General features: G+C 67.8%; 15 protein-coding genes. 5 read left to right on the top strand and 10 right to left on the bottom strand.

Annotated features, from left to right (window positions below):
- Positions 1 to 2 precede the first annotated feature (2 nt).
- Positions 3 to 893 (top strand): alpha/beta fold hydrolase, encoded by an 891-nt coding sequence (locus QXH22_RS07375; protein WP_306242053.1) that lies wholly within the window; start codon positions 3 to 5, stop codon positions 891 to 893.
- On the opposite strand, the gene QXH22_RS07370 is transcribed toward QXH22_RS07375, so the two are convergent.
- The 4 genes from QXH22_RS07370 to QXH22_RS07355 all read right to left on the bottom strand — a co-directional run bounded on the left by QXH22_RS07370 (position 890) and on the right by QXH22_RS07355 (position 4,342).
- Positions 890 to 1,375: a PE family protein gene (locus QXH22_RS07370; RefSeq protein WP_306242052.1), complete on the bottom strand. Its 486-nt coding sequence runs from the start codon at positions 1,373 to 1,375 to the stop codon at positions 890 to 892. The genes QXH22_RS07375 and QXH22_RS07370 overlap by 4 nt on opposite strands.
- Positions 1,376 to 1,466: 91 nt before the next feature.
- Complete coding sequence (locus QXH22_RS07365; RefSeq protein ID WP_306275245.1) at positions 1,467 to 1,994, bottom strand: PE family protein; 528 nt, start codon at positions 1,992 to 1,994, stop codon at positions 1,467 to 1,469.
- Between the two features lie 128 nt (positions 1,995 to 2,122).
- A complete protein-coding gene (locus QXH22_RS07360; protein WP_306275244.1) occupies positions 2,123 to 3,448 on the bottom strand; it encodes a primosomal protein in 1,326 nt (441 codons plus the stop codon).
- A 33-nt stretch (positions 3,449 to 3,481) separates the two neighbouring features.
- Positions 3,482 to 4,342 (bottom strand): alkaline phosphatase family protein, encoded by an 861-nt coding sequence (locus QXH22_RS07355; RefSeq protein WP_306275243.1) that lies wholly within the window; start codon positions 4,340 to 4,342, stop codon positions 3,482 to 3,484.
- A 93-nt stretch (positions 4,343 to 4,435) separates the two neighbouring features.
- Between QXH22_RS07355 and upp the strand changes: the two genes are divergently transcribed.
- Positions 4,436 to 5,059: a uracil phosphoribosyltransferase gene (gene upp, locus QXH22_RS07350; RefSeq protein ID WP_306275242.1), complete on the top strand. Its 624-nt coding sequence runs from the start codon at positions 4,436 to 4,438 to the stop codon at positions 5,057 to 5,059.
- An 80-nt stretch (positions 5,060 to 5,139) separates the two neighbouring features.
- On the opposite strand, the gene QXH22_RS07345 is transcribed toward upp, so the two are convergent.
- Both QXH22_RS07345 and QXH22_RS07340 read right to left on the bottom strand, forming a co-directional pair.
- Positions 5,140 to 6,699: a phospho-sugar mutase gene (locus QXH22_RS07345; RefSeq protein WP_306275241.1), complete on the bottom strand. Its 1,560-nt coding sequence runs from the start codon at positions 6,697 to 6,699 to the stop codon at positions 5,140 to 5,142.
- Between the two features lie 3 nt (positions 6,700 to 6,702).
- Complete coding sequence (locus QXH22_RS07340; RefSeq protein ID WP_306275240.1) at positions 6,703 to 7,557, bottom strand: purine-nucleoside phosphorylase; 855 nt, start codon at positions 7,555 to 7,557, stop codon at positions 6,703 to 6,705.
- Here QXH22_RS07340 and QXH22_RS07335 point away from each other — a divergent pair.
- Positions 7,537 to 8,211, top strand: a complete 675-nt coding sequence (locus tag QXH22_RS07335; protein WP_371934162.1) for a cutinase family protein — start codon at positions 7,537 to 7,539, stop codon at positions 8,209 to 8,211. The genes QXH22_RS07340 and QXH22_RS07335 overlap by 21 nt on opposite strands.
- 19 nt (positions 8,212 to 8,230) lie before the next feature.
- Here the strand turns inward: QXH22_RS07335 and QXH22_RS07330 are convergent, their stop codons facing one another.
- Positions 8,231 to 9,934 (bottom strand): PPE family protein, encoded by a 1,704-nt coding sequence (locus QXH22_RS07330; protein ID WP_306275239.1) that lies wholly within the window; start codon positions 9,932 to 9,934, stop codon positions 8,231 to 8,233.
- 461 nt (positions 9,935 to 10,395) lie between these two features.
- Between QXH22_RS07330 and QXH22_RS07325 the strand changes: the two genes are divergently transcribed.
- Complete coding sequence (locus QXH22_RS07325) at positions 10,396 to 11,577, top strand: M20 family metallopeptidase (protein ID WP_306242044.1); 1,182 nt, start codon at positions 10,396 to 10,398, stop codon at positions 11,575 to 11,577.
- Positions 11,574 to 12,743 (top strand): M20 family metallopeptidase, encoded by a 1,170-nt coding sequence (locus QXH22_RS07320; RefSeq protein WP_306242043.1) that lies wholly within the window; start codon positions 11,574 to 11,576, stop codon positions 12,741 to 12,743. Before QXH22_RS07325 ends, QXH22_RS07320 begins: the two co-directional genes overlap by 4 nt.
- 18 nt (positions 12,744 to 12,761) lie before the next feature.
- Here the strand turns inward: QXH22_RS07320 and QXH22_RS07315 are convergent, their stop codons facing one another.
- From QXH22_RS07315 to QXH22_RS07305, 3 genes are read right to left on the bottom strand one after another with little or no spacing between them, the layout of a single operon-like run.
- Positions 12,762 to 13,787 carry an alcohol dehydrogenase catalytic domain-containing protein gene (locus QXH22_RS07315; protein ID WP_306242042.1) on the bottom strand — a complete coding sequence of 342 codons (1,026 nt, stop codon included), beginning with the start codon at positions 13,785 to 13,787 and terminating at the stop codon, positions 12,762 to 12,764.
- 1 nt (position 13,788) lies between these two features.
- Positions 13,789 to 15,147: an aminotransferase class I/II-fold pyridoxal phosphate-dependent enzyme gene (locus QXH22_RS07310; protein ID WP_306242041.1), complete on the bottom strand. Its 1,359-nt coding sequence runs from the start codon at positions 15,145 to 15,147 to the stop codon at positions 13,789 to 13,791.
- Positions 15,144 to 21,470 (bottom strand): type I polyketide synthase, encoded by a 6,327-nt coding sequence (locus tag QXH22_RS07305; protein WP_306275238.1) that lies wholly within the window; start codon positions 21,468 to 21,470, stop codon positions 15,144 to 15,146. The genes QXH22_RS07310 and QXH22_RS07305 overlap by 4 nt, the downstream gene beginning before the upstream one ends.
- Positions 21,471 to 21,610: the final 140 nt, after the last annotated feature.

The raw sequence follows: 21,610 nt of genomic DNA, 5'->3' as shown, positions 1-21,610 counted from the left end.
GTGTGCTTCCCGACCGCATCCGCACCGACGAGGCGCAACTCCATCTTCTGCCCGACGGCCGCACGTTGGCCTACCAGGAGTGGGGCGACGCCACCGGATATCCCACGTTCTACTTCCACGGCACGCCGAGCTCCCGACTGGAGGGTGTGTTCGCCGACGGTGCAGCCAAGCGGAACGGGTTCCGGCTGATTGCGGCCGACCGCCCCGGATTCGGGCGGTCGACCTTTCAGCCGGGTCGCGCATTCTCCGATTGGCCGGCCGACGTCTGCGAGCTGGCCGACGCATTGGGCGTGGACCAATTCGGTGTCGTCGGGCATTCCGGAGCCGGGCCGCACCTGTTCGCCTGCGGTGCCCTGATACCGCCGACGCGGCTTCGATTCATCGGCGCGTTTGGACCTTGGGGTCCACTGGCGACGCCGGAGATCGTCGGTGCCTTGAGCCCGCAGGACCGTGTTTATCGCGGTCTTGCGCGGCTGGGATCCTGGCCTTTCGACGCCGCATTCGTGCCGCTGGGCTGGTGCGCAAAGTACTGGCCGGGTTTGTTCTGCCGGCTTCTGACGGCGTGGGTTCCCGACCCAGAGCGTCGAAAGTTGCGGGACGACCTCTTCGCGCGGCAGTTCCGCGCATCTCAGCTCGAAGCCTTCCGGCAGGGTGGCCGGGGCGGTGCCTATGAGTCGTTTCTCGACTATCAGCCTTGGACATTCCGGGTGGAAGAGATCGCGGTGCCTACCCACATTTGGCAGGGCGACTGCGACTCATTTATCCCGCACGCTATGGGCCGTTACCTTGAACGCGCGATTCCCCACGTGGATCTGCACTGGTCGGCGGGCAAGGACCACTTCGATATCGAGGACTGGGACGCTATTTTTGCGGCCTGCGCGGCCGATATCTAGGTAAGCCCGAAAAGTGAACCCAGGAATGCGACCGGCAGCCACAAGGCCAGCGCTGCGTAGATCGGGATGAGCAACAGGAAGCCGAGATAGTAGAGATACGACAGCGTTTGCCAGAACAGCCCCGTCACCGTGCTGACCAATGACGAGAAGATCTGATCCAGGGTGGGGATGCCGGCGGCGGCGGGCGCCAGCACCGACACGTTGGCGGCTTCCACGCTGGCGTAGCTGTTCGCCGCCGCGGTGAGGTGTTGGACGAACTGTTGGGAATACGCCGCGGCCTGATCCGCGGCGTACTGATAGTCCTGGCCGAAGCGTGAGAACAGCTGTGCGACGGCGGCGGAGACCTCGTCCGCGGCCGCGGGAGGCAGCGCCTGCGTTGATGCCGCCGCCGTCCCGCTCGCTGATTCGAGCACCCCGCCAATGGACGTCACCTGCGTTGCGGCCTGGGCAAGCAGATCCGGCACGGCGACGACCGCGGACATGGCGACCATGGAAGCAGGGGCGAGGTGCCGGCGGCAAGCAGTGCTCGAATGAGCTACCCAGTCGTGTTAGGACCGTCACCGTCTCGAGACTTCACAAGTTGTAGGGCGGGAATATCGACACTCCGTTGTACGCAAGTAAAGCGAACGATGCGATGAGGAAGATTGTGAAGAACAAGGCGAACGGAGCCATCACTATGAGAACCGGCAGACCGAGCATCGCGCCGAGTATCTGCGAAAAAGGCTGCGGCAAGGAGGCGATCCACGCCGAAAATTGATAGTACGAGGTGAGGCCGCTGTCGACCAACCGGCCGACGATCTCTAAGGGCACCTGCAGCAGCGAATTGGTGTTGACCGCTTCGGCACCGGCGTAGGAGCCGGCTGCCGCGGTCATCGTGTGCACGAATTGGTCGTGATACTCCGATGCCTGAGCAGCCACCTTCTGAAAATCCTCGGCGTGCTGAGCAAACAAGTTTGTGATACCCGCCGACACCTCGTCGGCCGCCGCCGGCAGCAACGTGCGCGTCGGGGCCGCGGCTTGCAGCCGGGCCGCGTGGATGGTGGTGTCGATGGCAGTCAGATCCGTTGCCGCCTGGACAATCGACTCAGGTGTGACGATCACGGGATTATCGTGACGCCGGACGCTACGGGTTGTCTTGCGTAGTCGACTACTTAAACCGCTGGGCTTTACGGCGCTATTCGCGCCTTAGCCGCGACGCTCACGCTGAACGTCGTCGCCGGCTCTCGGCGCTATTCGCGCCTCAGCCGCGACTCCACGAACGATTCCAACTTCTCCCACGCCCGGACCGCCGTGGCGTACGGCCCGGCCGGCTTGCTTTCCGAATCGGGCTCGAGCACGTAGGCGATCAGTTTGCCCAGCGGCTTGCCCTTGTCCAGGGCCTTGTCGACAGTGCTCTCTTCGGAGTAGTCACCGATGTCGCGCAGCAGTTCGACGGCGAGTTCGAGCTGTTCCCGATCCACCGCCTCCGGCCCGTCGGCGAAGTCGTCGGCCAGCCCGCTGAGCACGTAGACGTTCTCGTCGGTGATATCGATCTTGAGCGAGCCGTCGGTGGCCGCGGTGCGGATGTCGTCGTAGGTCGCCAGGTCCGACAGGTCGTGGTCGTGCTCATCGGCAAGGTAGCGGGCCAGCGCCCGCTCTGAGCTGAATACGCTGATGCGCCCGTTGCGGCCCAGGAAGATCGGCCGGTCGTCGAGGTAGCAGCGCAGCGTGTAGAACGTGCCGGCCCCAGTCATGATCCGGACCGGGTCGATGCCGACCTGCGCCCAGAAGTCCTCGTCGCTGCCCAGCACGACGGTGTCGCCCTCGGCACGCTCGTCCTCGACTTCGTCTTCGTCTTCGTCTTCGTCCTTGTCCTCGTCGTCCTCGTCGTCCTCGTCGTCCTCGTCGGCTTCCTCAGCGGCCTCCTCGGCGCCCTCGTCCGACTCGTCCGTCTCCTCGGGCTCGTCTTCTTCCTCGAGTTCCTCGTCGAGTTCCTCTTCAGCCTGCTTCGACAGCTTCTCGTCCACGTCGGGTGTGCTGACCACGTCGTCGATGGCCTTCAGCACGTCGTCCCAGCTGCGGCCGATGATCTCGGCGATGGCGTCCCACCGCTTCTGGCCCGCCCTGCCGGTGAAGTGATCGATGCCACCGGAGACGGTGCCCAGGGTCGGGTTGCCGTTGAAGAACTTCGAGATCGCCGGCAACTCGCACACCGACCCGATGGACGACACGATCGCCAGTGTCCCGGCCAGCGCGGCCACCGACTCCTCGGTGGGCTTTTCGGCGACCAGTTCCTCCACGGCGACCAGGTCGAACCGCTTGTCGTCGGCCGGGTCCAGCTTGTGCGCGTTGGCCTCGGTGATGTCCGCCCACGCCGGGTGGTCGACCAGATCGTTGTCGTCGTTGCCGCGGACGAAGGCGGTCAGGTCGGCCACGCTGTCGAAAACGTAGAGGTCTTCGTCCTTGCCGAGGAACGCCTCCCACTCGTCGCCGGAGTCGCGCCAGCGGGGCGCCCACAGCGTGTAGCGGTCGCCTTCGGACAGGCTCAGGCGGATGGGCACGAGGTCAGCAGCCATGCGGCACACAATAGCGACCCGGCCTGTTGACGCTTACCCGCCCCAAATAGTTGCGATGGCCGGAGCAGTTGCCGCGTAACCCGTTTTGGGCAGCCCGTACATCTCCTCCAGCGTGGACAGCACGTTGTAGTGGCTGATGGTTTCGTTGTAGCTGCCGGGCTGCACGTGCGCCCCGTAGAACACGGTCGGAATCTGATTGCGCGGTCCGCCGTCGTCTTCGTCCCAGGTGAGGATGAGCAGGCTGTTGTTGGCCCGGGCCCAGTTGGCGTACGCCGACATCCGGCTGTTGAGCCAGGCATCGCCCTGGGCGATCGAGCCGTCGTGCATGTTGTTGTCGTTGTTCGGGATCACGAACGACACCGTCGGCAGGCTCGCGTAGTTCCCGGGGCCCGGGAAGGTGGAGAAGGGCACCGAGACGCTGGGCGGGACGTTGCTGAAGTTCACCCACGGCACGTGCTTGCGCGCGTACTTGCCCGCGCTGCATGCCGTCGAGCCGACCGCGGGCAGATCCTCGGAGTAGCCGCCGAACGTATGCCCGGTGGCCAGCAACTCGGACGCGAGGTTCGGTTGGGCGCCGACGTCCACCGGGCAACTGTCCTTGGTGAGCCCGAAGGTGTTGCCGGCGAACAGTGCCAGGTAATTCGGTTCGCTGGGATGTGTCTCGGCGAACGATTGCGCCATCATGGCCCCGCCGGCGGCCAGCGCGTTGATCCACGGCGCCGCCTTGTTGCCGATGATGTTGGCCTGCGAGCGGTTCTCCTCGATCACGATCACGACGTGCGCATACGCCGGCAGCGTCGCGGCGGCCAGCGCCACCCGGGGCGCCGGCAGCACCGCCACGCTCAGAGTCAGGGCGCAGAAAGCCCTGGTCAAGTGCCGTCGCAGACCCCGCATGCCGGGAGTATAGGTGCGCTCGGGACCCGCGGAGCGAACGAAAATGCGCGTGTCAGCAGGCCTGAATCCGATTGTTATATAGGGTCACTTGCCGTGGACGTCCATGTCATCGACCACCCGCTGGCGGCGGCCCGGCTTACCGTGCTGCGCGACGAGCGCACCGACAACGCCGGCTTCCGGACCGCCCTGCGTGAGCTGACGTTGATGCTCGTCTACGAGGCCACCCGCGACGCCCCCACCGAGCCGGTGCAGATCCGCACGCCGGTCGGCGACACCGTCGGGGTGCGGCTGGCCAGGCCGCCGCTGCTGGTGCCCGTGCTGCGGGCCGGGTTGGGCATGGTCAACGAGGCGCACGGGGTGCTGCGCGAGGCGCACGTCGGGTTCGTCGGCATCGCCCGAGACGAGCACACCCATCAGCCCGTTCCCTACCTGGAATCGCTGCCCGACGACCTGACCGACCTGCCGGTGATGATCCTGGACCCCATGCTGGCCACCGGAGGGTCGATGGTCTACACCATCGGCCTGTTGTTGTCGCGCGGTGCCACCGACATCACGGTGCTGTGCGTGTGCGTGGCGCCGGAGGGTATCGCCGCGGTCGAGAAGGTGGCGCCCAGCGCGCGGTTGTTCACCGCGGCGATCGACGAGGGGCTCAACGAGACGGCGTTCATCGTGCCCGGCCTGGGTGACGCCGGAGACCGGCAGTTCGGGCCGCGCTAGCGGCGATCGCAAGCCCGGCGCAGCCGGGCGCTGGCGGACCTCCCGCTTGCGGGGGACGGATCGCCGCCATGGGCTACCACTCACCACTGCCGGATCTGCGCGACCAACGCCCCGGACAGCGCGCGGGCCCGTTGCCGCGCGGCCACCAGGTCACCGTGCACCGCACACCGGACTTCCAGGTAGCACTTCAGTTTCGGTTCGGTGCCCGACGGTCTCACCACCACCCGTACCGACGTGTCGTCGTCGCCGCCGTGCAGGATCAGCGCGTCGGCGATGTCGGTATGGGACGCGGCGAAGCCTCCCAATAGGTCCGGCGGATCGGCGCGAAGCCTCCGCAACACCGCGGCCGCCTCGTCCGGGTCGGCGACGCGGCGGGGCACCGCGGCAACCTCGTGCACGCCGTAGCGACGGGCGAGATCGTCGAGCACGTCGGACACCGGGCGGCCGCGCAATGAGGCCACCAGGTCGCACATCAACACCGCGGCGCTGATGCCGTCCTTGTCCCGGACGGCCTGGGGGTCGACGCAGTGTCCGATCGCCTCCTCATACGCGTAAACGAGCGTCCCGGGTCGCTCGGCGTCGGCGCGCGCCAGCCATTTGAATCCGGTGAGGGTCTCGACGTGCACCGCGCCGTGCTGCGCGGCGATCGCGGCCAGCATGCGGGACGACACCACCGTGCTGGCCACCGTCCGGGGGCGGCGCGCGGGCTGCGACAGGATGTAATCGCCTAGCAGCCAACCGGTTTCGTCGCCCGACAGCATCCGCCACCCGTCCTGCGCGGGGATCCCCACGGCACAACGGTCGGCGTCGGGGTCCAGCGCGATGGCCACGTCGGCGTCGACGTCGGCAGCCAGGGCGAGCAGTGCGTCGGCGGCACCGGGTTCCTCGGGGTTGGGGAACGCGACGGTGGGGAAATCGGGGTCGGGCGCGAACTGCGCGTCGACCACGTGCACGTCGTCGACACCGGCCCGGTGCAGCGTCTGCACGGCGAGCGCGCCACCCACCCCGTGCATCGCGGTCAGCGCCACCCGGACCGAACCCGTGCCGCGCCGCACCGCCGCCGCGCGACGGACGTACTGCTCGATGAGATCGGTTTCGGCGGGTGCGACGGGGATCCGCGCGATCTCATCGGCCGGCGGAGCCTGCGCCATGGCGGCCTCGATCTGGCGGTCGGTGGGGGAGACGATCTGGATACCGCCGTCGAGATACACCTTGTAGCCGTTGTCGCCGGCGGGATTGTGTGACGCGGTGACCTGGACGCCGGCTGCCGCTCCGGTGGCGCGCACCGCGAACGCCACCACCGGCGTGGGTACCGGAACGGGAAACAGCAGTACCGAAAACCCAAGTGCGGCAAGAACTTCAGCGGCCCCCGTAGCGAAGGAGGCCGAGCCGTGCCGGGCGTCGCGCCCGACGACCACCGTCGTGGACGGCTCCAGTACCCGGCTCAGCGCCCAGGTCGCCCGCAACACCACGGCCAGGTTCATCGCGTCCGGCCCGCCGCGCACCGGCCCCCGCAGGCCCGCGGTGCCGAAGGTCAGCGGGTGCGCGAACCGTGCGGCGAGCTCAGCCGGATCCAGCGCGGCAAGCTCGGCCGCGGTATGCGGGTCGGGGTCGTGGGCGATCCAATCCTCGGGCGTCACGGGTCAGAACCGGGCGATCACGTCGGCCAGCAACGATCCCATCCGCGCCGCGGACGCGGCCCCCGCGGCCAGCACCTCCGCGTGGCTCAGCGGCTCGCCGGTGATCCCGGCCGCCAGGTTCGTCACCAGCGACACCCCCAGCACTTCGGCACCGGCCGCCCGCGCCGCGATGGTCTCGTGCACCGTCGACATCCCCACCAGGTCGGCGCCCAGCACCCGTAGCATGCGGATCTCCGCCGGCGTCTCGTAATGCGGGCCCGGCAGGCCGGCGTACACGCCCTCGGCAAGCTCCGGGTCGCAGGCGCGGGCCAGCGCGCGCAGGCGCGGCGCGTAGGCGTCGGTCAGATCGACGAACTGCGCGCCCACCAGGGGGGAACGCGCGGTGAGGTTGAGGTGGTCACTGATCAGCACCGGCTGTCCCACCGCCATGTCGGTACGCAACCCGCCTGCCGCGTTGGTGAGCACGACGACCTGCGCGCCCGCCGCGCAGGCTGTCCGAACGGGGTGCACCACGTGTTGCAGGTCGTGTCCTTCGTAGGCGTGGATGCGTCCGGCCATCACCAGCACCCGGTGCGCGCCGACCGGTACCGACAAGATCTCGCCGCTGTGCCCCTCGGCCCTGGGTGGCGCGAATCCGGGAACATCGGCCTGGGCCAGCACGGTGGTCGGGGAGCCCAGGGCGGCCACCGCCGGCGACCATCCCGAGCCCAGCACCACGGCGACGTCGTGTGTCACCACACCGGTGCGTTCGGCGATGACGGCCGCTGCCTGCGCGGCGAGTTCGCTGGTCACACTGGGCGAGAGTACTTGCTCGGGCACCGCTGCCCGGCGTGTGTGATGATCTGCCTTGTGCGGCATCACAAATCGTCTTCAATTTTCGCCGCGGCCGTCGTGCTGGCCTTCGGAGCTCTGCTCGGCGGCCCGGTCCCGACGGCGGGCGCCGATGACTGTCCCAACGTCGAGCTCGTCTTCGCCCGGGGAACCGCCGAGCCGCCCGGGATGGGCGTGGTCGGCGACGCGCTCGAGGCCGCGCTGCGGCCGGCCCTGGGCTCACGCAGCCTCGGCGTGTACCCGGTGAACTACGCGGCCAGTTACAACTTCCTCACCACCGCCGACGGGGCGAACGACGCGCGCGACCACATCGCGTTCATGGCGGATCAGTGCCCGCGGACGCGGATCGTGCTGGGTGGCTTCTCCCAGGGCGCGGCCGCGGTCTCCATGCTGGCGGGTGTGCCGCCCCTGGGGGACACCGTCGGCGAATTCGGCTCGGCCCCCGAGCTCGACCCGGTGCTCGCCCAGAAGGTCGCCGCCGTCGCGGTGTTCGGGAACCCGGGTATCCGGTTCAACGTCCCGCTGTCGTCCACCGGTCAGTTCGCCGGGCGGGCCATCGACCTGTGCAGTCCCGGTGACCCGGTGTGCACGGTCGGCGGCCGCGACCGGCTCGCCCACCGCGAATACGCGGACCCGCCGTACCCCGGCCAGGCTGCGGGGTTCATCGCCGCGCGGGTCTGACCGCTCTGCCAAGCACCGGCTAGAGGTTCTTGAACAGCTGAACAATGCTGAACAAGCCCCCGCCGAAGGAGCCCATATTGAAGAAGCCGGAACTGTAGCCGCTCGCGGTGAAGGGCGGCAGGTATACGGGCGGCTGGGTAGTTGGCACACCGGTGTTGAAAAAGCCTGACATGTTGCCGTTGTAAAAGTTGCCGCCGCTGGCCGTGTTGAAGAACCCCGACATAAGTTGAGCATTGGGGCCGGTTGCGGTGTTGTTGAAGCCCGACACCAGATAGCCGGTGGTGTTGAAGCCGGACTTGGTCAATCCGGTGTCGGTGGTCGACCCGAAGCCGGTGTTGGTGTCGCCGGAATTGAAGAACCCGGTGTTGACAGCGCCCGAATTGCCGTCAAAGGTGTTGAGGGCGCCGGAGTTTTGGCTGCCGGTGTTGTAACTGCCCGAGTTGCCGTAGCCGGTGTTGTAGCCGCCCGCATTCCCCACTCCGGTGTTGAACGAGCCGCTGTTGCCGATGCCGAAGTTTCCGGAACTGGTGTTGCCGATACCGATATTGCCGTAGCCGGAGTTGCCGATGCCCAGGCTTTGAATGTTGCCCAGCTCCGCGGGCAGAATATTTCTGCCCGCGTTGAAGATACCGACGTTTCCATCACCGGAATTGAAGAAGCCGATGTTGCCAGTGCCTGAGTTGAACAACCCGATATTACCGCTGCCCGAATTCAGGCCATCGAAATGGAACACGCCGGCCGCCCGGTCGTAATACGTACCACCAACACCCACCAAGTTATTGCCGGTCAGGCCGAAACCGATGTTGTTGTTGCCGGTATTGCCCCCGCCCAGGTTGTTGTTGCCGGCGTTCCCCAAACCGGTGTTGTAGTTTCCGAAGTTGCCCAGGCCGACGTTGTGGCCGCTGGTCGAGATGGGGCCGGTGCCGAGGTTGCCGAAACCGTAGTTCGAGTTGCCGAAGTTGCCCGCGCCGATGTTGGCGTTGCCACTGTTGCCGCTGCCGATGTTCTGCTTGCCGGAATTGCCGCCGCCCAGATTCAAGCTGCCGGTGTTGCCGTTGCCGATATTGCCCTGGCCGGTACCGCTGTCATTGCCGTTGCCGATATTGCCGCCGCCCTTGTTTCCGATGCCCAGGTTGGGATCTCCTGGCGCGGCCGGTGCGGCGGGTTGCCCGCCGAACAGCCCGCCGATGCCCGGCAGGCCCTGCAGCGCCTGCTGCCAGGACGTCAACTGCGCGGCCGCGGCCGAGGCGCCACCGTGATAGCTGGCCATCGCCGCCACATCCGCGGCCCAGAAATCGTCGTAGAGACTCTCGACGGCCGCGATCGCCGGGGCGTTGAGCCCTAACCAGTTGGACCGGACCAGTTGAAGGAACGCTTGGCGGTTGGTCGCGATCGCTTGCGGGTGGATGGTGGCGGCCTTGGCCGCCTCGAACACACGCGCCACCACTTGGGCCTGACCGGCCGCGCCGTGGGCCTGGTCCGAGGCGGCCTGCAGGAACGCCGCGTAGGGGGCCGCGGCCGCCGACATCGCCTGGGAGGCCGGGCCTTGCCAGGACTGCCCGGCCAGCGTGGAGGTCACCGCGGAAAAGGCATTCGCCGCCGAGCCCAGCTCCTCACCCAGCCCGGACCACGCCGCAGCGGCCGCCAGCATCGGCGCTGAGCCCGCACCGACAAACATCCGCAACGAGTTGATTTCCGGCGGTAACACCGCGAAGTTGACCATTGCGACCTCCCGAAGTCGTCCATGACCAGTGCAGATTCAGAAGAATATGACGGGGCGTTGCGTCGCGCGCCGTTTTGCCGCAATCAAGCGGCGTACGTTTCACGGCCTCCGGTTTCAGCGGCTTCAGGAGCCCGAATTGGAGACCGAAAGCGTCGATTCTGACAGTGTTCGGATGTGTGGATTTCGCTTCCCGGACTGTTTTTGAAAGCGCCGCAGGACGGGCTACGGTCCCCGCAGGAGCCGCGTTAGACCTGCGGGATTCATGGTGCGGAAAACGAATAGCTCAGTCGTGCTGAGCCTTCCAATACAGTGGCCGGGAATCCGCCGTAGCTCACCCAGGTGCCCACCAGCGTCGTCACCCACTGGATCCTGCGAATGGCGGGACAGCCGCCAAGCACATTTGGCGCAGTAGGCGATCGTAGTGGGGCACGTGGCGGTGAGATACTGCCAAGATGCTCCGAGTGCCCACACCCAGCGCGCTGGACCGCGTCGAGGCCGCGGTGCGGCGCCGCGGTGGCGACCTCGTCGAGCTGTCCCACGCCATCCACGCGCAGCCCGAGCTGGCCTTCGCCGAACACCGCAGCTGCGCCAAAGCCAAAGAGCTTGTCGCCCAACGCGGTTTCGAGATCGCCCCGGTCGCGGGACTGGACACCGCGTTCCGCGCGAACTTCGGCAGCGGTCCGCTGGTCGTCGGAGTCTGCGCCGAGTACGACGCCCTGCCGGAAATCGGTCACGCCTGCGGACACAACATCATCGCGGCGTCCGGGGTGGGGACCGCGCTGGCGCTGGCCGAGGTCGCCGACGAACTCGGCCTTACGGTGGCCCTTCTCGGCACACCCGCTGAGGAGTCCGGCGGCGGCAAGGCGCTGATGCTGCGGGCCGGGACGTTCGACGACGTTGCGGCGGCGGTGATGGTGCACCCGGGGCCCACCGACATCGCGGGCGCGCGGTCCCTGGCGTTGTCCGAGGTCAACGTGGAATACCGGGGCAAAGAGTCGCACGCGGCCGTCGCGCCGCATCTGGGCCTCAACGCCGCCGACGCGGTGACCGTGGCGCAGGTGGCGATCGGTCTGCTGCGTCAGCAGTTGGCGCCCGGACAGATGATGCACGGCATCGTCACCGACGGCGGGCAGGCGGTGAACGTCATCCCGGGGCAGGCGGCGCTCAAGTACGCCATGCGGGCGGTCGAGTACGACTCGCTGCGCGAGCTGGAAGGCAGGATGTACTCCTGTTTCGCCGCCGGCGCGCTGGCCGCCGGCTGCGAGTACGAGATCAACGAGGCCGGCCCGGCCTACGCCGAGTTGCGGCCCGATCAGTGGCTGGCGGACGTGTGTCGTGAGGAGATGCGCCGGCTCGGACGCGAACCGGTGGCGCCGGCCGTGGAGGCGGCGCTGCCGTTGGGCAGCACGGACATGGGTAACGTGACGCACGTGCTGCCCGGAATCCACCCGGTGATCGGGGTCGACGCTGGTGGCGCGACGGTGCACCAGCGCGCTTTCGCGGCCGCCGCGGCGGGTCCCAGCGCCGACCGGGCGGTGGTCGAAGGCGCGATCATGCTCGCGCGCACCGTGGTTGCGCTCGCCGCGGACCCGGCTCAGCGGGACCGGGTGCTGGCGGCCCGGCAACAGCGGGCGGCATCGTGAGCCTGGTCGACAGCGCCGAGTCGTGGCTGGCTGCCCACTACGACGACCTCGTCGACTGGCGCCGGCACATCCACCGTTATCCCGAACTGGGGCGCCAGGAGTTCGCCACCACCCAGTTCGTGGCGGAGCGACTGGCAGACGCGGGGCTGAACCCGAAGGTGCTGCCCGGCGGAACGGGGCTGGTCTGCGATTTCGGCCCCGAGCATCAGCCCAGGATTGCCTTGCGGGCCGACATGGACGCACTGCCGATGGCGGAGCGGACCGGCGCCCCGTACGCGTCGACGATGCCCAACATCGCGCACGCCTGCGGTCACGACGCGCACACCGCGATCCTGCTGGGCACCGCGCTGGCCCTGGCATCGGTGCCCGAGCTGCCGGTCGGGGTGCGGTTGATCTTCCAGGCGGCCGAGGAGCTGATGCCCGGCGGCGCGATCGACGCGATCGCGGCCGGGGCGTTGACCGGGGTGTCGCGGATCTTCGCGCTGCACTGCGACCCCCGGCTCGAGGTCGGCAAGGTCGCTGTCCGGCTGGGGCCCATCACCTCGGCGGCCGACCAGCTCGAGATCACTCTGTATTCACCCGGCGGGCACACCTCGCGCCCGCACCTCACTGCCGACCTGGTCTACGGTCTGGGCACGTTGATCACCGGGCTGCCCGGCGTGCTGTCGCGCCGCATCGACCCCCGCAACAGCACCGTGCTGGTGTGGGGCGCGGTGAATGCGGGCGTGGCGCCCAACGCGATACCTCAGTCCGGTGTGCTGGCCGGCACCGTGCGCACGGCCAGCCGCCAGACCTGGATCGATCTGGAGGCGATCATCCGCGAAGCCGTAGCCGGACTGCTGTCGCCGCTGGCCATCGAACATTCCCTGCAATACCGGCGGGGAGTGCCGCCCGTGGTCAACGAGGACGTCTCGACACGCATCCTCACCCACGCGATCGAGGCCGTCGGCCCCGACGTGCTGGCCGATACCCGGCAATCCGGTGGGGGCGAAGACTTCTCCTGGTACCTCGAAGAAGTCCCCGGCGCGATGGCGCGGCTGGGCGTCTGGTCGGGTGAAGGGCCGCAATTGGACCTGCACCAGCCCACATTCGACCTCGACGAGCGGGCGCTGGGGATCGGGGTGCGGGTGATGGTCAACATCATCGAGCAGTCGGCCGCCTTCTAGGGTTGCCCGGCTTTCCGGTCACGGCGTGAGCAGCACTTTGACGTGCTCGCCGGACCGTGACTCCGCAACCGCGTAGCCGGCGGCCGCGTCGGCCAGCGACATCCTCGTCGTGAAGATGCCGTCGAGGTCGAGCCGGCCGGAGGCCAGCAACGGAACCAGCTGCGGCCAGGTGCGCTGCACCGGCGCCGTCGTCATTCGCAGCGTGATGCTGCGCAGCAGGCAGGGCAGTGCCGGAAGCGGAAACGGTTGCAGGTCATGCAATCCCACCACCGAAACGGTGCCACCGGCCCGGACGGCCCCGATCGCGTCGGTCAGCGACGCGTCGGTGGCGACAGCGTCGATGACCGAATCCGCGCCACGGCCGCCCGTCGCGGCGAGGATGGCCTCGGCCGCCGGCGCCCGGATCGGCGTCGCACTCCACGTGGCCGCACGTGCCAGTCGGCCCTGCACCCGATCGACCGCGAAAACCGTTGCCGCACCTTGGGTGAAGGCGCTCTGCAAGGCGCACAGTCCGACCGCGCCCAGGCCGATCACCGCGACCGTGCCGCCGAAGGGGATGTCGGCCCGTTGCGCCGCCGCCCAGCCGGTGGCGAGGTTGTCGGTCAGCAGCACGGCCTGCTCGGTGGAGATGCCGTCAGGGATTCTGAGCAACTGGAAATCGGCGGCGGGTACGGCGAGCAGATCAGCCTGCGCGCCACCGAGCACGCCGGACCCGAAGATCCGCAGGCCGGCCGAGCAGGTGACCGGATCGCGGGTGGCGCAGCCCGGACAGGCGCCGCAGCCGGCCACCGAAGACACCATGACCAGGTCGCCGACCTTGACGGTGCGGACCTGCGGTCCGGCCTCGACCACTGTGCCGACCGCCTCGTGACCCAGGGCCACGGACTCGACCAGCGGATAGTCGCCTTCGTAGAAGTGCAGGTCGGATCCGCAGATGCCTGCGGCGGTCACCGCGATGATGGCTCCGTCGGGTCCGGGGAGGGCCGGATCGGGCCGCGTTTCGACGCGAACACTGCGCGGCCCGTCGAGAACTACCGCGCGCATGTCAGACCGGAATGGTGTCGTCGAGCTTGCCGGCGATCTCGATCACCTCTGCGACCTGGCCCGCCGTGGTCTTCAGCTGATCCTCGGTGTGCTCGCTGGTGATGAAGAACCGCAGGCGTTCCTGACCCGGCGCAACCGCCGGAGCGGTCACCGGGCCGACGTAGATTCCGCGCTGCAACAGCAGCGAAGAGGCGAACACGACCCTGGCCACGCTGGGGACCATCACCGGGCAGATCGGTGTGTTCTGTGACAGCCCGAGGTCCACGCCGAGGTCTTGCAGGGCAGTGGTGAACATCGCGGTGTTGCGCCACAGGCGCTGCACCCGGTCGGGCTCGCTCTCCAGCACTTCCAGGGCGGTGAGCGCGGCCGCCGCGGCGGTAGGCGGGAATCCGACGGTGAGCAGCATCGCGGGAGCGGTGGTGAGTGCTTCGATCAGATTCGCGTTGCCCGCGATGAAACCGCCGCAGCTGCCGAGCGCCTTCGACAGGCTGCCCATCCAGATGTCAACGGCGTCTCCGGGCAGCCCGTAGTGCTCACGTACGCCGTGCCCGTGGGGGCCGAGCACGCCGATGGAGTGGGCCTCGTCCACCATGACTCCGCAGTCGAACTCGCGTGCCACGGAGGCGATTTGGGGCAGCAGGCCGATGTCGCCGTCCATGCTGTAGAGCCCTTCGATCACGACGAGTACCCGATTGAAACGGTCCCGGGATGCGCGCAGAATGCCGCGTAACGAGTCCGGGTCGTTGTGCCGGAACGTCATGACGCGCGCTCCGCCCCACCTGGCGCCGGCAACCACGCTGGCGTGGATGAGTGAGTCGCATACCGCAGCATCACCGTCGTTCAGCAGATATCCGAGAACCCCGGCGTTGGTGAGGAATCCGCTGGTGGCGAGGATCGCCGCCTCGACGTCGTAGATCTCGGCCAGGCGCTGCTCGAGACGGGGATACAACGCTATCTCACCCGAGGTGATGCGGCTGTTCGACGCGGAGGCCCCGTACTGCGCGACCGCATCCTGAACGGCGCGAACCACTTTCGGGTGATGGGCCAGGCCCAGGTAGTTGTAGCCGGCGAAGTTGGTCAGCTGCTGGGCCGGTCCGTCGATGACGGCGGTGTTGTAGCCTTTGCGCTCGAGGAACAGCGGACTGGGCATTCCGGTCAGCTCCCAGATGGCGCGTCTGCGTGAGTTCAGTTCGCAGGCCGACGCCACCAGGGGGTGGTCGGCGAACTGTTGCCGGGTACTGCGCGGGGCCGGCGCCGCCGGACGCGGCAGCGGGCCGGCCGAGGCTCCGTTGCCGCGTCCGGCAAGCAGCCGGCTGGCCATGTCGCGCATCGCCGCTTCGTCGCGCTTGGTGTCGATCATTTCCCAGCTCCCGCGACGATAGTCTCGGCCAGTGCGGCACCGGCTTTGCGCAGGTTGTAGCTGGGTCCGAGCATCAGCGTATTGAGCGACACACCGATCGCCTCGCCGGTGCGGGCGCTGAATTCGACGGCCATCAGCGAGTTCAGACCGAGTTCCATGACGGGGACGTCGATATCGATGGAGTCCGTCGACACGCCCATGACGGTGGCGAGTTGCTCGGCGAGCATGTACCCGAGCACCGCGCCGCGCTCGTCCTCGTCCAGGGCGATCAGGTTGGCCCGCAGCCGGTCCTGGGCGGAGTTCGATTCCGCGGCGGTCGAGATGACCGTCGAGGTGCGCAACAACTGCCGGAAGTGGCCGAACACCGTGTCCAACTGGGACCAGTTGATCGAGATGATCGACGCCCGCCGGACACCGAGTCGCAGTGCTTCTTCCAAATAGAGTGGCCCGTCGTCCATTTCGATCGGATCGACACCACACGCGATCATGTGCCGGGCCAGGTTTTCGTCGGTTGCCATGCCGCCGCCTGTCCCGGACATGTGGCCCCAGCCGATGCACATCGCCGGGCGGCCTTGTTGCGCAATGGAATCGGTGAGGGCCTGCACGGCGAAGTTGGCCGCGGCGTAACCGAATTGCCCGAGCAGTCCGAGCATCGCGCCGGCCGACGAGTAGAACACGAACTGGTCGAGGGTGATCCCCGCGGCCTGCACGGCCGACCACAGCGCGCGCCCTCCGTTGACCTTGACGTCGTAGACCCGCTTGAGGTCGGCAAGGCTCATGTCGGCGATCCGCTGATCGGCGATGGCTCCCGCAGCGTGGAAGATACCGCGCAGCGGACGGCTACCCGACGAGCAGCGGTCCACCAGGGCCGCGACTGCGCGGGCGTCGGTCATGTCGACCAGTTCCTCGGCGACCGTTATTCCGGTGTTGCGCCACCGTGCGATCTGCCTGCGTGCCAGCTCGGTGGTCGCACCACTTCTGCTGGCCAGTACCAGGTGCCGGGCGCCACGCCGCACCAGCCACCGGCCGGTGGCCAGTCCGAAGCCGCCGTGTCCGCCGGTGATCAGATAGCTGGCGTCGGGGTCGGTGACGACGTCGTGCCAACCGGGCTTCACCGGTGGTGTGTTGTCGGCGAGGCGGAGCGCGACGCGACTGGTCCGGCTGGAGCGGAACACCTCTTCGCAGGCCCGTCCGATGTCGGCGGCATCGAAAACCTCGACCGGCAGTGGCAGATAGATGCCGCTGGCGAATTTCTCGTAGATGTCGGCTTCCCGCTTCAGGCAGGCCTGCGGGTCCCACTTCATGAACCGGTCCATGTCGATCTGGAAATAGCCGAGATTCTTGTCCAGCACCCCCATGTCCAGCGTGCTGTTCCCGTAGATGTCGGCCTTGCCGACTTCGACGATCCGGCCGAACTCGACGACGGCTTCGAAGTTGTGGCGGAGGATCTCGCCCGGTGCGCTGCTGATGATCACGTCCACACCGCGGCCGCCGGCGAGCTCGCGCACGTCGTCGACGAAGTTCAGCGAGCGTGAGTCGATCATGTAATCGGCGCCCGAGCCCAGCGCGAAGGAGCGTCGCTCATTGGTGCTCGCCGTGCCGATAACGGTTGCGCCGCAAAGCTTTGCGATCTGGATCGCGGCCTGCCCGACGCCGCCGGCGGCGCCGTGGATCAGCACGGTCTCGCCCGCCTTCAGCCGGGCCAACTCGAGCAGCGCGTACTCGGCGGTGATGAAAGCGGTCATGCTGGTGCAGAATTCGGGCCGGAACCGGGTCGCAGCGGACTCCGGCAGTTTGATGCACAGTGCCGCATCGGCGATCTGGTAGCGGATGAGCATTCCCCTGGCAGCGGTCGTCACGACGTCGCCGATCTCGAAACCGGCCACCCCGGGTCCGACCCGGGTGATCACTCCGACACCTTCCATGCCCAGGTCGGTGCCGAAATGTGTCCCCTCGAGTTCTCTTTTGCCGAGCAACCCGACGACTTTGATGGCGTCCTTGTAGTTCAGGCCGACGACCTGCATGCGCAGCTCCACTTCGCCGGCCCCGGGCGCCGGGCGGGCACAACTTCGCCAGCCCAGTTCCGACAGGATCCTCGACTTGGGCAGATCGACGGCGAAGTTGGCGTCCGGGTCGGTGAGCGGGTGTTGCTGTGCCATCGACTCAACCCGCTGCGACAGCGTCTGAGTCACGACGACGGCCCACCGTGATCCGTTGCGCAAGATGATCTCGTCGGTCTTGTCCTGGGTGAACGCGCCCGGAACCGACACCTCGGGCAGCAGTTCGGTGAGCTCGGTGTCGGGCCCCACGTCGATCAACCGCCAGCGCAACCGCGACTGCTCGGCGATCAGGGAGCGCCGCGCCCCCGCCAGGCCGGCGTGGCTGACGTCCGGCGCGGAAACGTCGTTTGGATGCGAAAAAGCCTGCTCGGTAACAAGACTCGCGTAGAAGCCCTCGTCGCCGCGTGCCTCCAGCTCCTCCGGTTGCTCGCCCTTGTTCTCCCGGACGAATCTTTCGGTGGTGATGGCAATCTGCTTCAGCAGCCACAGCGCCGAGCTGTCGTCGGTGGCGCGCCCCGCCACGACGCAGACATGTATCTGCGGGAAGTGCCCGGATGCCACCCCCAGCAGGTGCATCAGTTCGGCGTCGACGTCGGCCGCGTCGGCGCAGTGGTACAGGGTGGCGTGCGAAAGCGCCTCGGCCAGATGCCGGGCCCGCGGGCTGGGCTCGTCACCGAGGGCCAACACCAACGTCGCAGTGTGCTCCGGGGACGGCAGGGTCGCGATGTCCAGCTCGTCACACAGCTCCCACACCTCCTCGTAGAAGAGCGGATCGAGACGGTCGATCGGCCCCTGCCCGGGCGTGATGGACCCGAAGCGCACCCCCGACAGTTGGGCGCACGCCATACGCTGCGAGTCCAGAATCGCGATGTCCGCGCGCAGCGGATCGTTCGGATGCACCGTGGTGATCACCTCGACGCAGTCGGGGAACGGGCCGAATACCCGCACCACGTCGACGCCGATCGGCACGATGGTGCCCAGCGTGCGCCCGACGGACTGTTCGATGAGTGGCGAAATGGTGTGCAACGCAGCGTCGATGACGCCGGGGTGCGCTAGGTGCCGGGTGCCCTCATCCGGTCGCGCGTCCACGGTGCCGACGGCCTGAGTGAGGTTCGCGCGCAACGACGTGACGCGCCGGAAGCTCGGACCGTAGGTCATGCCGTTGCCGGCCATCGCGGCATACAGGTCGCCGGGATCGATGGCGGTCATGTCGGCGGCATCGGGGACGTGATGCTTGGTGGGCGAACACTTTCCGTCGACCAGGCGGCCGGTGGCGTGGGTGGTCCAGGTCCTGCCGGTGGCCGCGCGAGACCGGATGGTGAAGCGGCGACTGGCCTCGTCGAGTTCGGTGCGCAGGATAGCGCCGTCGGCCGGATCGAAGAACAGCGGAGCGGCAAAGCGGATGTCCTCGACGATCGCAGATTTCAGTCCGCTGCGGGCGGCTGCCGCGCTCAGTGCGGCATCCACGTACGCCATGCCGGGCAGCAGACACACGCCGTTGACCACGTGATCGGTCAGCCACGGGAGTACCTGCCCGCTGACGTGGAGTTCCCATGCGGCCGGATGGTCGAGGTCCGGGTCTCCCAGCATCGAAAAGCTGTCCTCGGTGCCGAATTTCATCTGCGTGAATTCGGGCAGTTCGTCGCGCAGGCGCTGGCGCTGCCAGGGATACCGGGGCAGCTCGACGTGCGGGGTCACTGTCCTGCACAGGTCCGTGGCGTCGAGTGCGCCGGCGGTGTACAGGTCGGCGATCGCCTGACGGATGCTCTCGGCATCGGGCTCGTTGCGGCGCAGGGTCGGGATCGCGGCGCCCGGTTCGTGGGTCTTGAGCAGCAGTTCGCGGATGTTCGCCGACAGCGCCGGGTGCGGACCGACCTCGAGAAAGGTGCGGTGGCCCGCAGCCATCAGTGCCTTGACGGTGTCGGCGAAGCGGACCGGCCGGCGCACGTTGGCACACCAGTACTCGGCATCCAGCCCACTGGTGACCGCTGCTGCGGTGACCGTGGAGTAGAGCGGGACGGTGGGCTGTTGCGGCGCGAGAACACCTAACTCCGAACGTAATTCGGCGAGTATCGGGTCCATCCGGTGACTGTGGTAGGGAACCTCCACGCGCAGCAGGCGATTGAAGACGCCTCGCTCGGTGAGGATCTGAGCGAGAGCCTGCAGCTCACTGACTACGCCGGCGACCGTCACCGCCGAGGGGCCGTTGATGGCCGCGACGTCGATGCGCATGTCAGCGCCGAGCAGCGGTTCCAGCTCGCTGTAGGGCAAACCGACGGCGAGCATGCCGCCGGTCCCGGCCGTGGTCGCCTGCAACCGGGCACGGTGATAGGTCACCAGCAAGGCGTCGTGCAGGGACAACGCACCTGCCAGATATGCGGCCGGCACTTCACCCATGCTGTGCCCGACCAGTGCGCTGGGTGTGATGCCGAACTGGGCCAGCTCGCGAGTCAGTGCCACCTGAAGCAGAAAGGTCGTCGGTTGCGCGATCGCCGTGGACGTGATCCGGGATTCGTTTTCGGGGCGCGACAGCTCTGCCACGATCGACCAGTCGGCGATGTCCTGGAAGGCCTCGTCGATGCGGGCGGCTTCGGCCGCGAACACGCCACCCGCGGTGAGCAGGTCGCGGCCCATGGCCCACCACTGCGTACCCATTCCGGAGAAGACGAAGACCAGCCCCGCGGAATTGTCCACCACCGAACCGACCGGGGCGCCGCCGCTGCACACCTGCCGCAGCCGCTCGGACAGATCCGCCGGATCGGAGAACGTCACCGCCGCCCGATGGCGTTGGTGCGCGCGGCGATTCCATGCGGCCTCGATGAGCTCGCCGGGAGCCGCGCCCGCCTCGAGCAGGTCGGCGTAGGCACCCGCGAGGGCACGCGTCGCCGCCTCGCTGCGTGCTGAGATCGGAAACACACCGGCTGTTCGGCGGGTGGTGGGAGCGGCCGGCGTGGGCGGCGCCGGGCGTGCCTCCGGTGCGGCGAGGATCACATGGGCATTGGTGCCGCCGTATCCGAAACCGTTGACGGCGACCGCCATCCGGTCGATGGACGCATCGAGCGCCTCCGGTTCAACCTGGATGGACAACCGCAGCTCGTCGAACGGGATCTCCGGATTGGGATCGTCGAACCAGCCCTGCGGCGGCAGCGTCCGGTGGTAGATGGCCAGCGCGCCTTTGATCACACCCGCGATGCCGGAGGCCGCTTCGGTGTGTCCGAGGGTGGCTTTCAGCGAGCCCACCGACAGGGGCCTGGTGCGGCCGTCCGCACGCCCGTACACGCGCCCCAGCGCGCCCAATTCGATCGGGTCGCCGACCGGTGTTCCGGTGCCGTGCGCCTCGATATAGGTGACCTGGTGCGGGGCCAGGCCGGATCGGGCGCAGACCAAACGCGCCAGTGCCTCCTGCGAATCACCGTTCGGAACGGTGATGGCGGTGGTGTGGCCGTCCTGATTGCTCCCCGTCGCCTCCACGACCGCATAGATCCGGTCGCCGTCGCGTACGGCGTCCTCGAGCCTGCGCAATACAACCATGCCGGCGCCCTCGCCGCGGCCGTAGCCGTCGGCGTGGGCCGAGAACGGTTTGCTGCGGCCGTCCGCCGCCAGGAAGCCGCCCTTGCACATCGACACGAAGGTTTCCGGCTGCAGCATGAGGTTGACGCCACCTGCCAGAGCCATCTCGCAGTCGCCATTGGCGATCCCCTGGCACGCCAGATGAAAAGCGACCAGCGACGACGAGCACGCGGTGTCGATGGTCAGGGCGGGGCCCACGAGGTTGAGCGCGTAGGCGAGCCGGTTGGACAGCATGGTAAACGAGGCGGCCGTCGAGGTGTTCATGTCGATGTGCGGGAGCGCGGCCGCGGCCATGGTGGACACCGAGAAATCGACGTTGAACGCGCCGACGTAGACGCCGACCGCCTCGCCCGCCAGCCGGCCGGCCACACCCGCATCGTCAGCCGCTTCCCAGGCGACCTCCATGATTAGGCGCTGCTGCGGGTCCATGCTGGTCGCCTCGCGCGGTGAGATGCCGAAGAACTCCGGGTCGAACTCCCACGGATCGGTATGCAGGAATGCGCCGCGCTTGGTGTACATCGCGCCGGCGGCACCCTTGTCCGGGTCGTAGAAGCGCCTGTAGTCCCAGCGATCGGCCGGGATGTCGACAATGGCATCGTCCTTTTTGTTGACGACAAAATCCCAGAAAGATTGCGGTGAATCCACACCGCCGGCGTAGCGACATCCGATTCCGACGATCGCGATTCGGCTCATCGGCCAACTCCTCAGGCTGAAAGACAGTGATAAACGTTAAAAAGAAAGTCCTAGGCGCGCGATGGTTTGAATAAAACCGCGCGAGAAATGAAGGGCGTCGCGCCGAAAGGTTCGCGCGAATTCCTACGCAGGGATGCGAT

Source organism: Mycobacterium sp. TY814 (genome assembly GCF_030755175.1).
In the GTDB taxonomy this organism is placed as follows: domain Bacteria; phylum Actinomycetota; class Actinomycetes; order Mycobacteriales; family Mycobacteriaceae; genus Mycobacterium.
This window is presented reverse-complemented; position numbering and strand designations above follow the sequence as displayed.

Coding starts and splice junctions, on each gene's coding strand:
- QXH22_RS07370 (WP_306242052.1), bottom strand. CDS start 1,375: ATGTCCGCGGTCGTCGCCGTGCCGGATCTGCTTGCCCAGGCCGCAACG.
- QXH22_RS07355 (WP_306275243.1), bottom strand. CDS start 4,342: ATGCGGGGTCTGCGACGGCACTTGACCAGGGCTTTCTGCGCCCTGACT.
- QXH22_RS07340 (WP_306275240.1), bottom strand. CDS start 7,557: ATGCCGCACAAGGCAGATCATCACACACGCCGGGCAGCGGTGCCCGAG.
- QXH22_RS07315 (WP_306242042.1), bottom strand. CDS start 13,787: ATGCGCGCGGTAGTTCTCGACGGGCCGCGCAGTGTTCGCGTCGAAACG.
- QXH22_RS07335 (WP_371934162.1), top strand. CDS start 7,537: ATGATCTGCCTTGTGCGGCATCACAAATCGTCTTCAATTTTCGCCGCG.
- QXH22_RS07360 (WP_306275244.1), bottom strand. CDS start 3,448: ATGGCTGCTGACCTCGTGCCCATCCGCCTGAGCCTGTCCGAAGGCGAC.
- QXH22_RS07310 (WP_306242041.1), bottom strand. CDS start 15,147: ATGATCGACACCAAGCGCGACGAAGCGGCGATGCGCGACATGGCCAGC.
- QXH22_RS07305 (WP_306275238.1), bottom strand. CDS start 21,470: ATGAGCCGAATCGCGATCGTCGGAATCGGATGTCGCTACGCCGGCGGT.
- QXH22_RS07330 (WP_306275239.1), bottom strand. CDS start 9,934: ATGGTCAACTTCGCGGTGTTACCGCCGGAAATCAACTCGTTGCGGATG.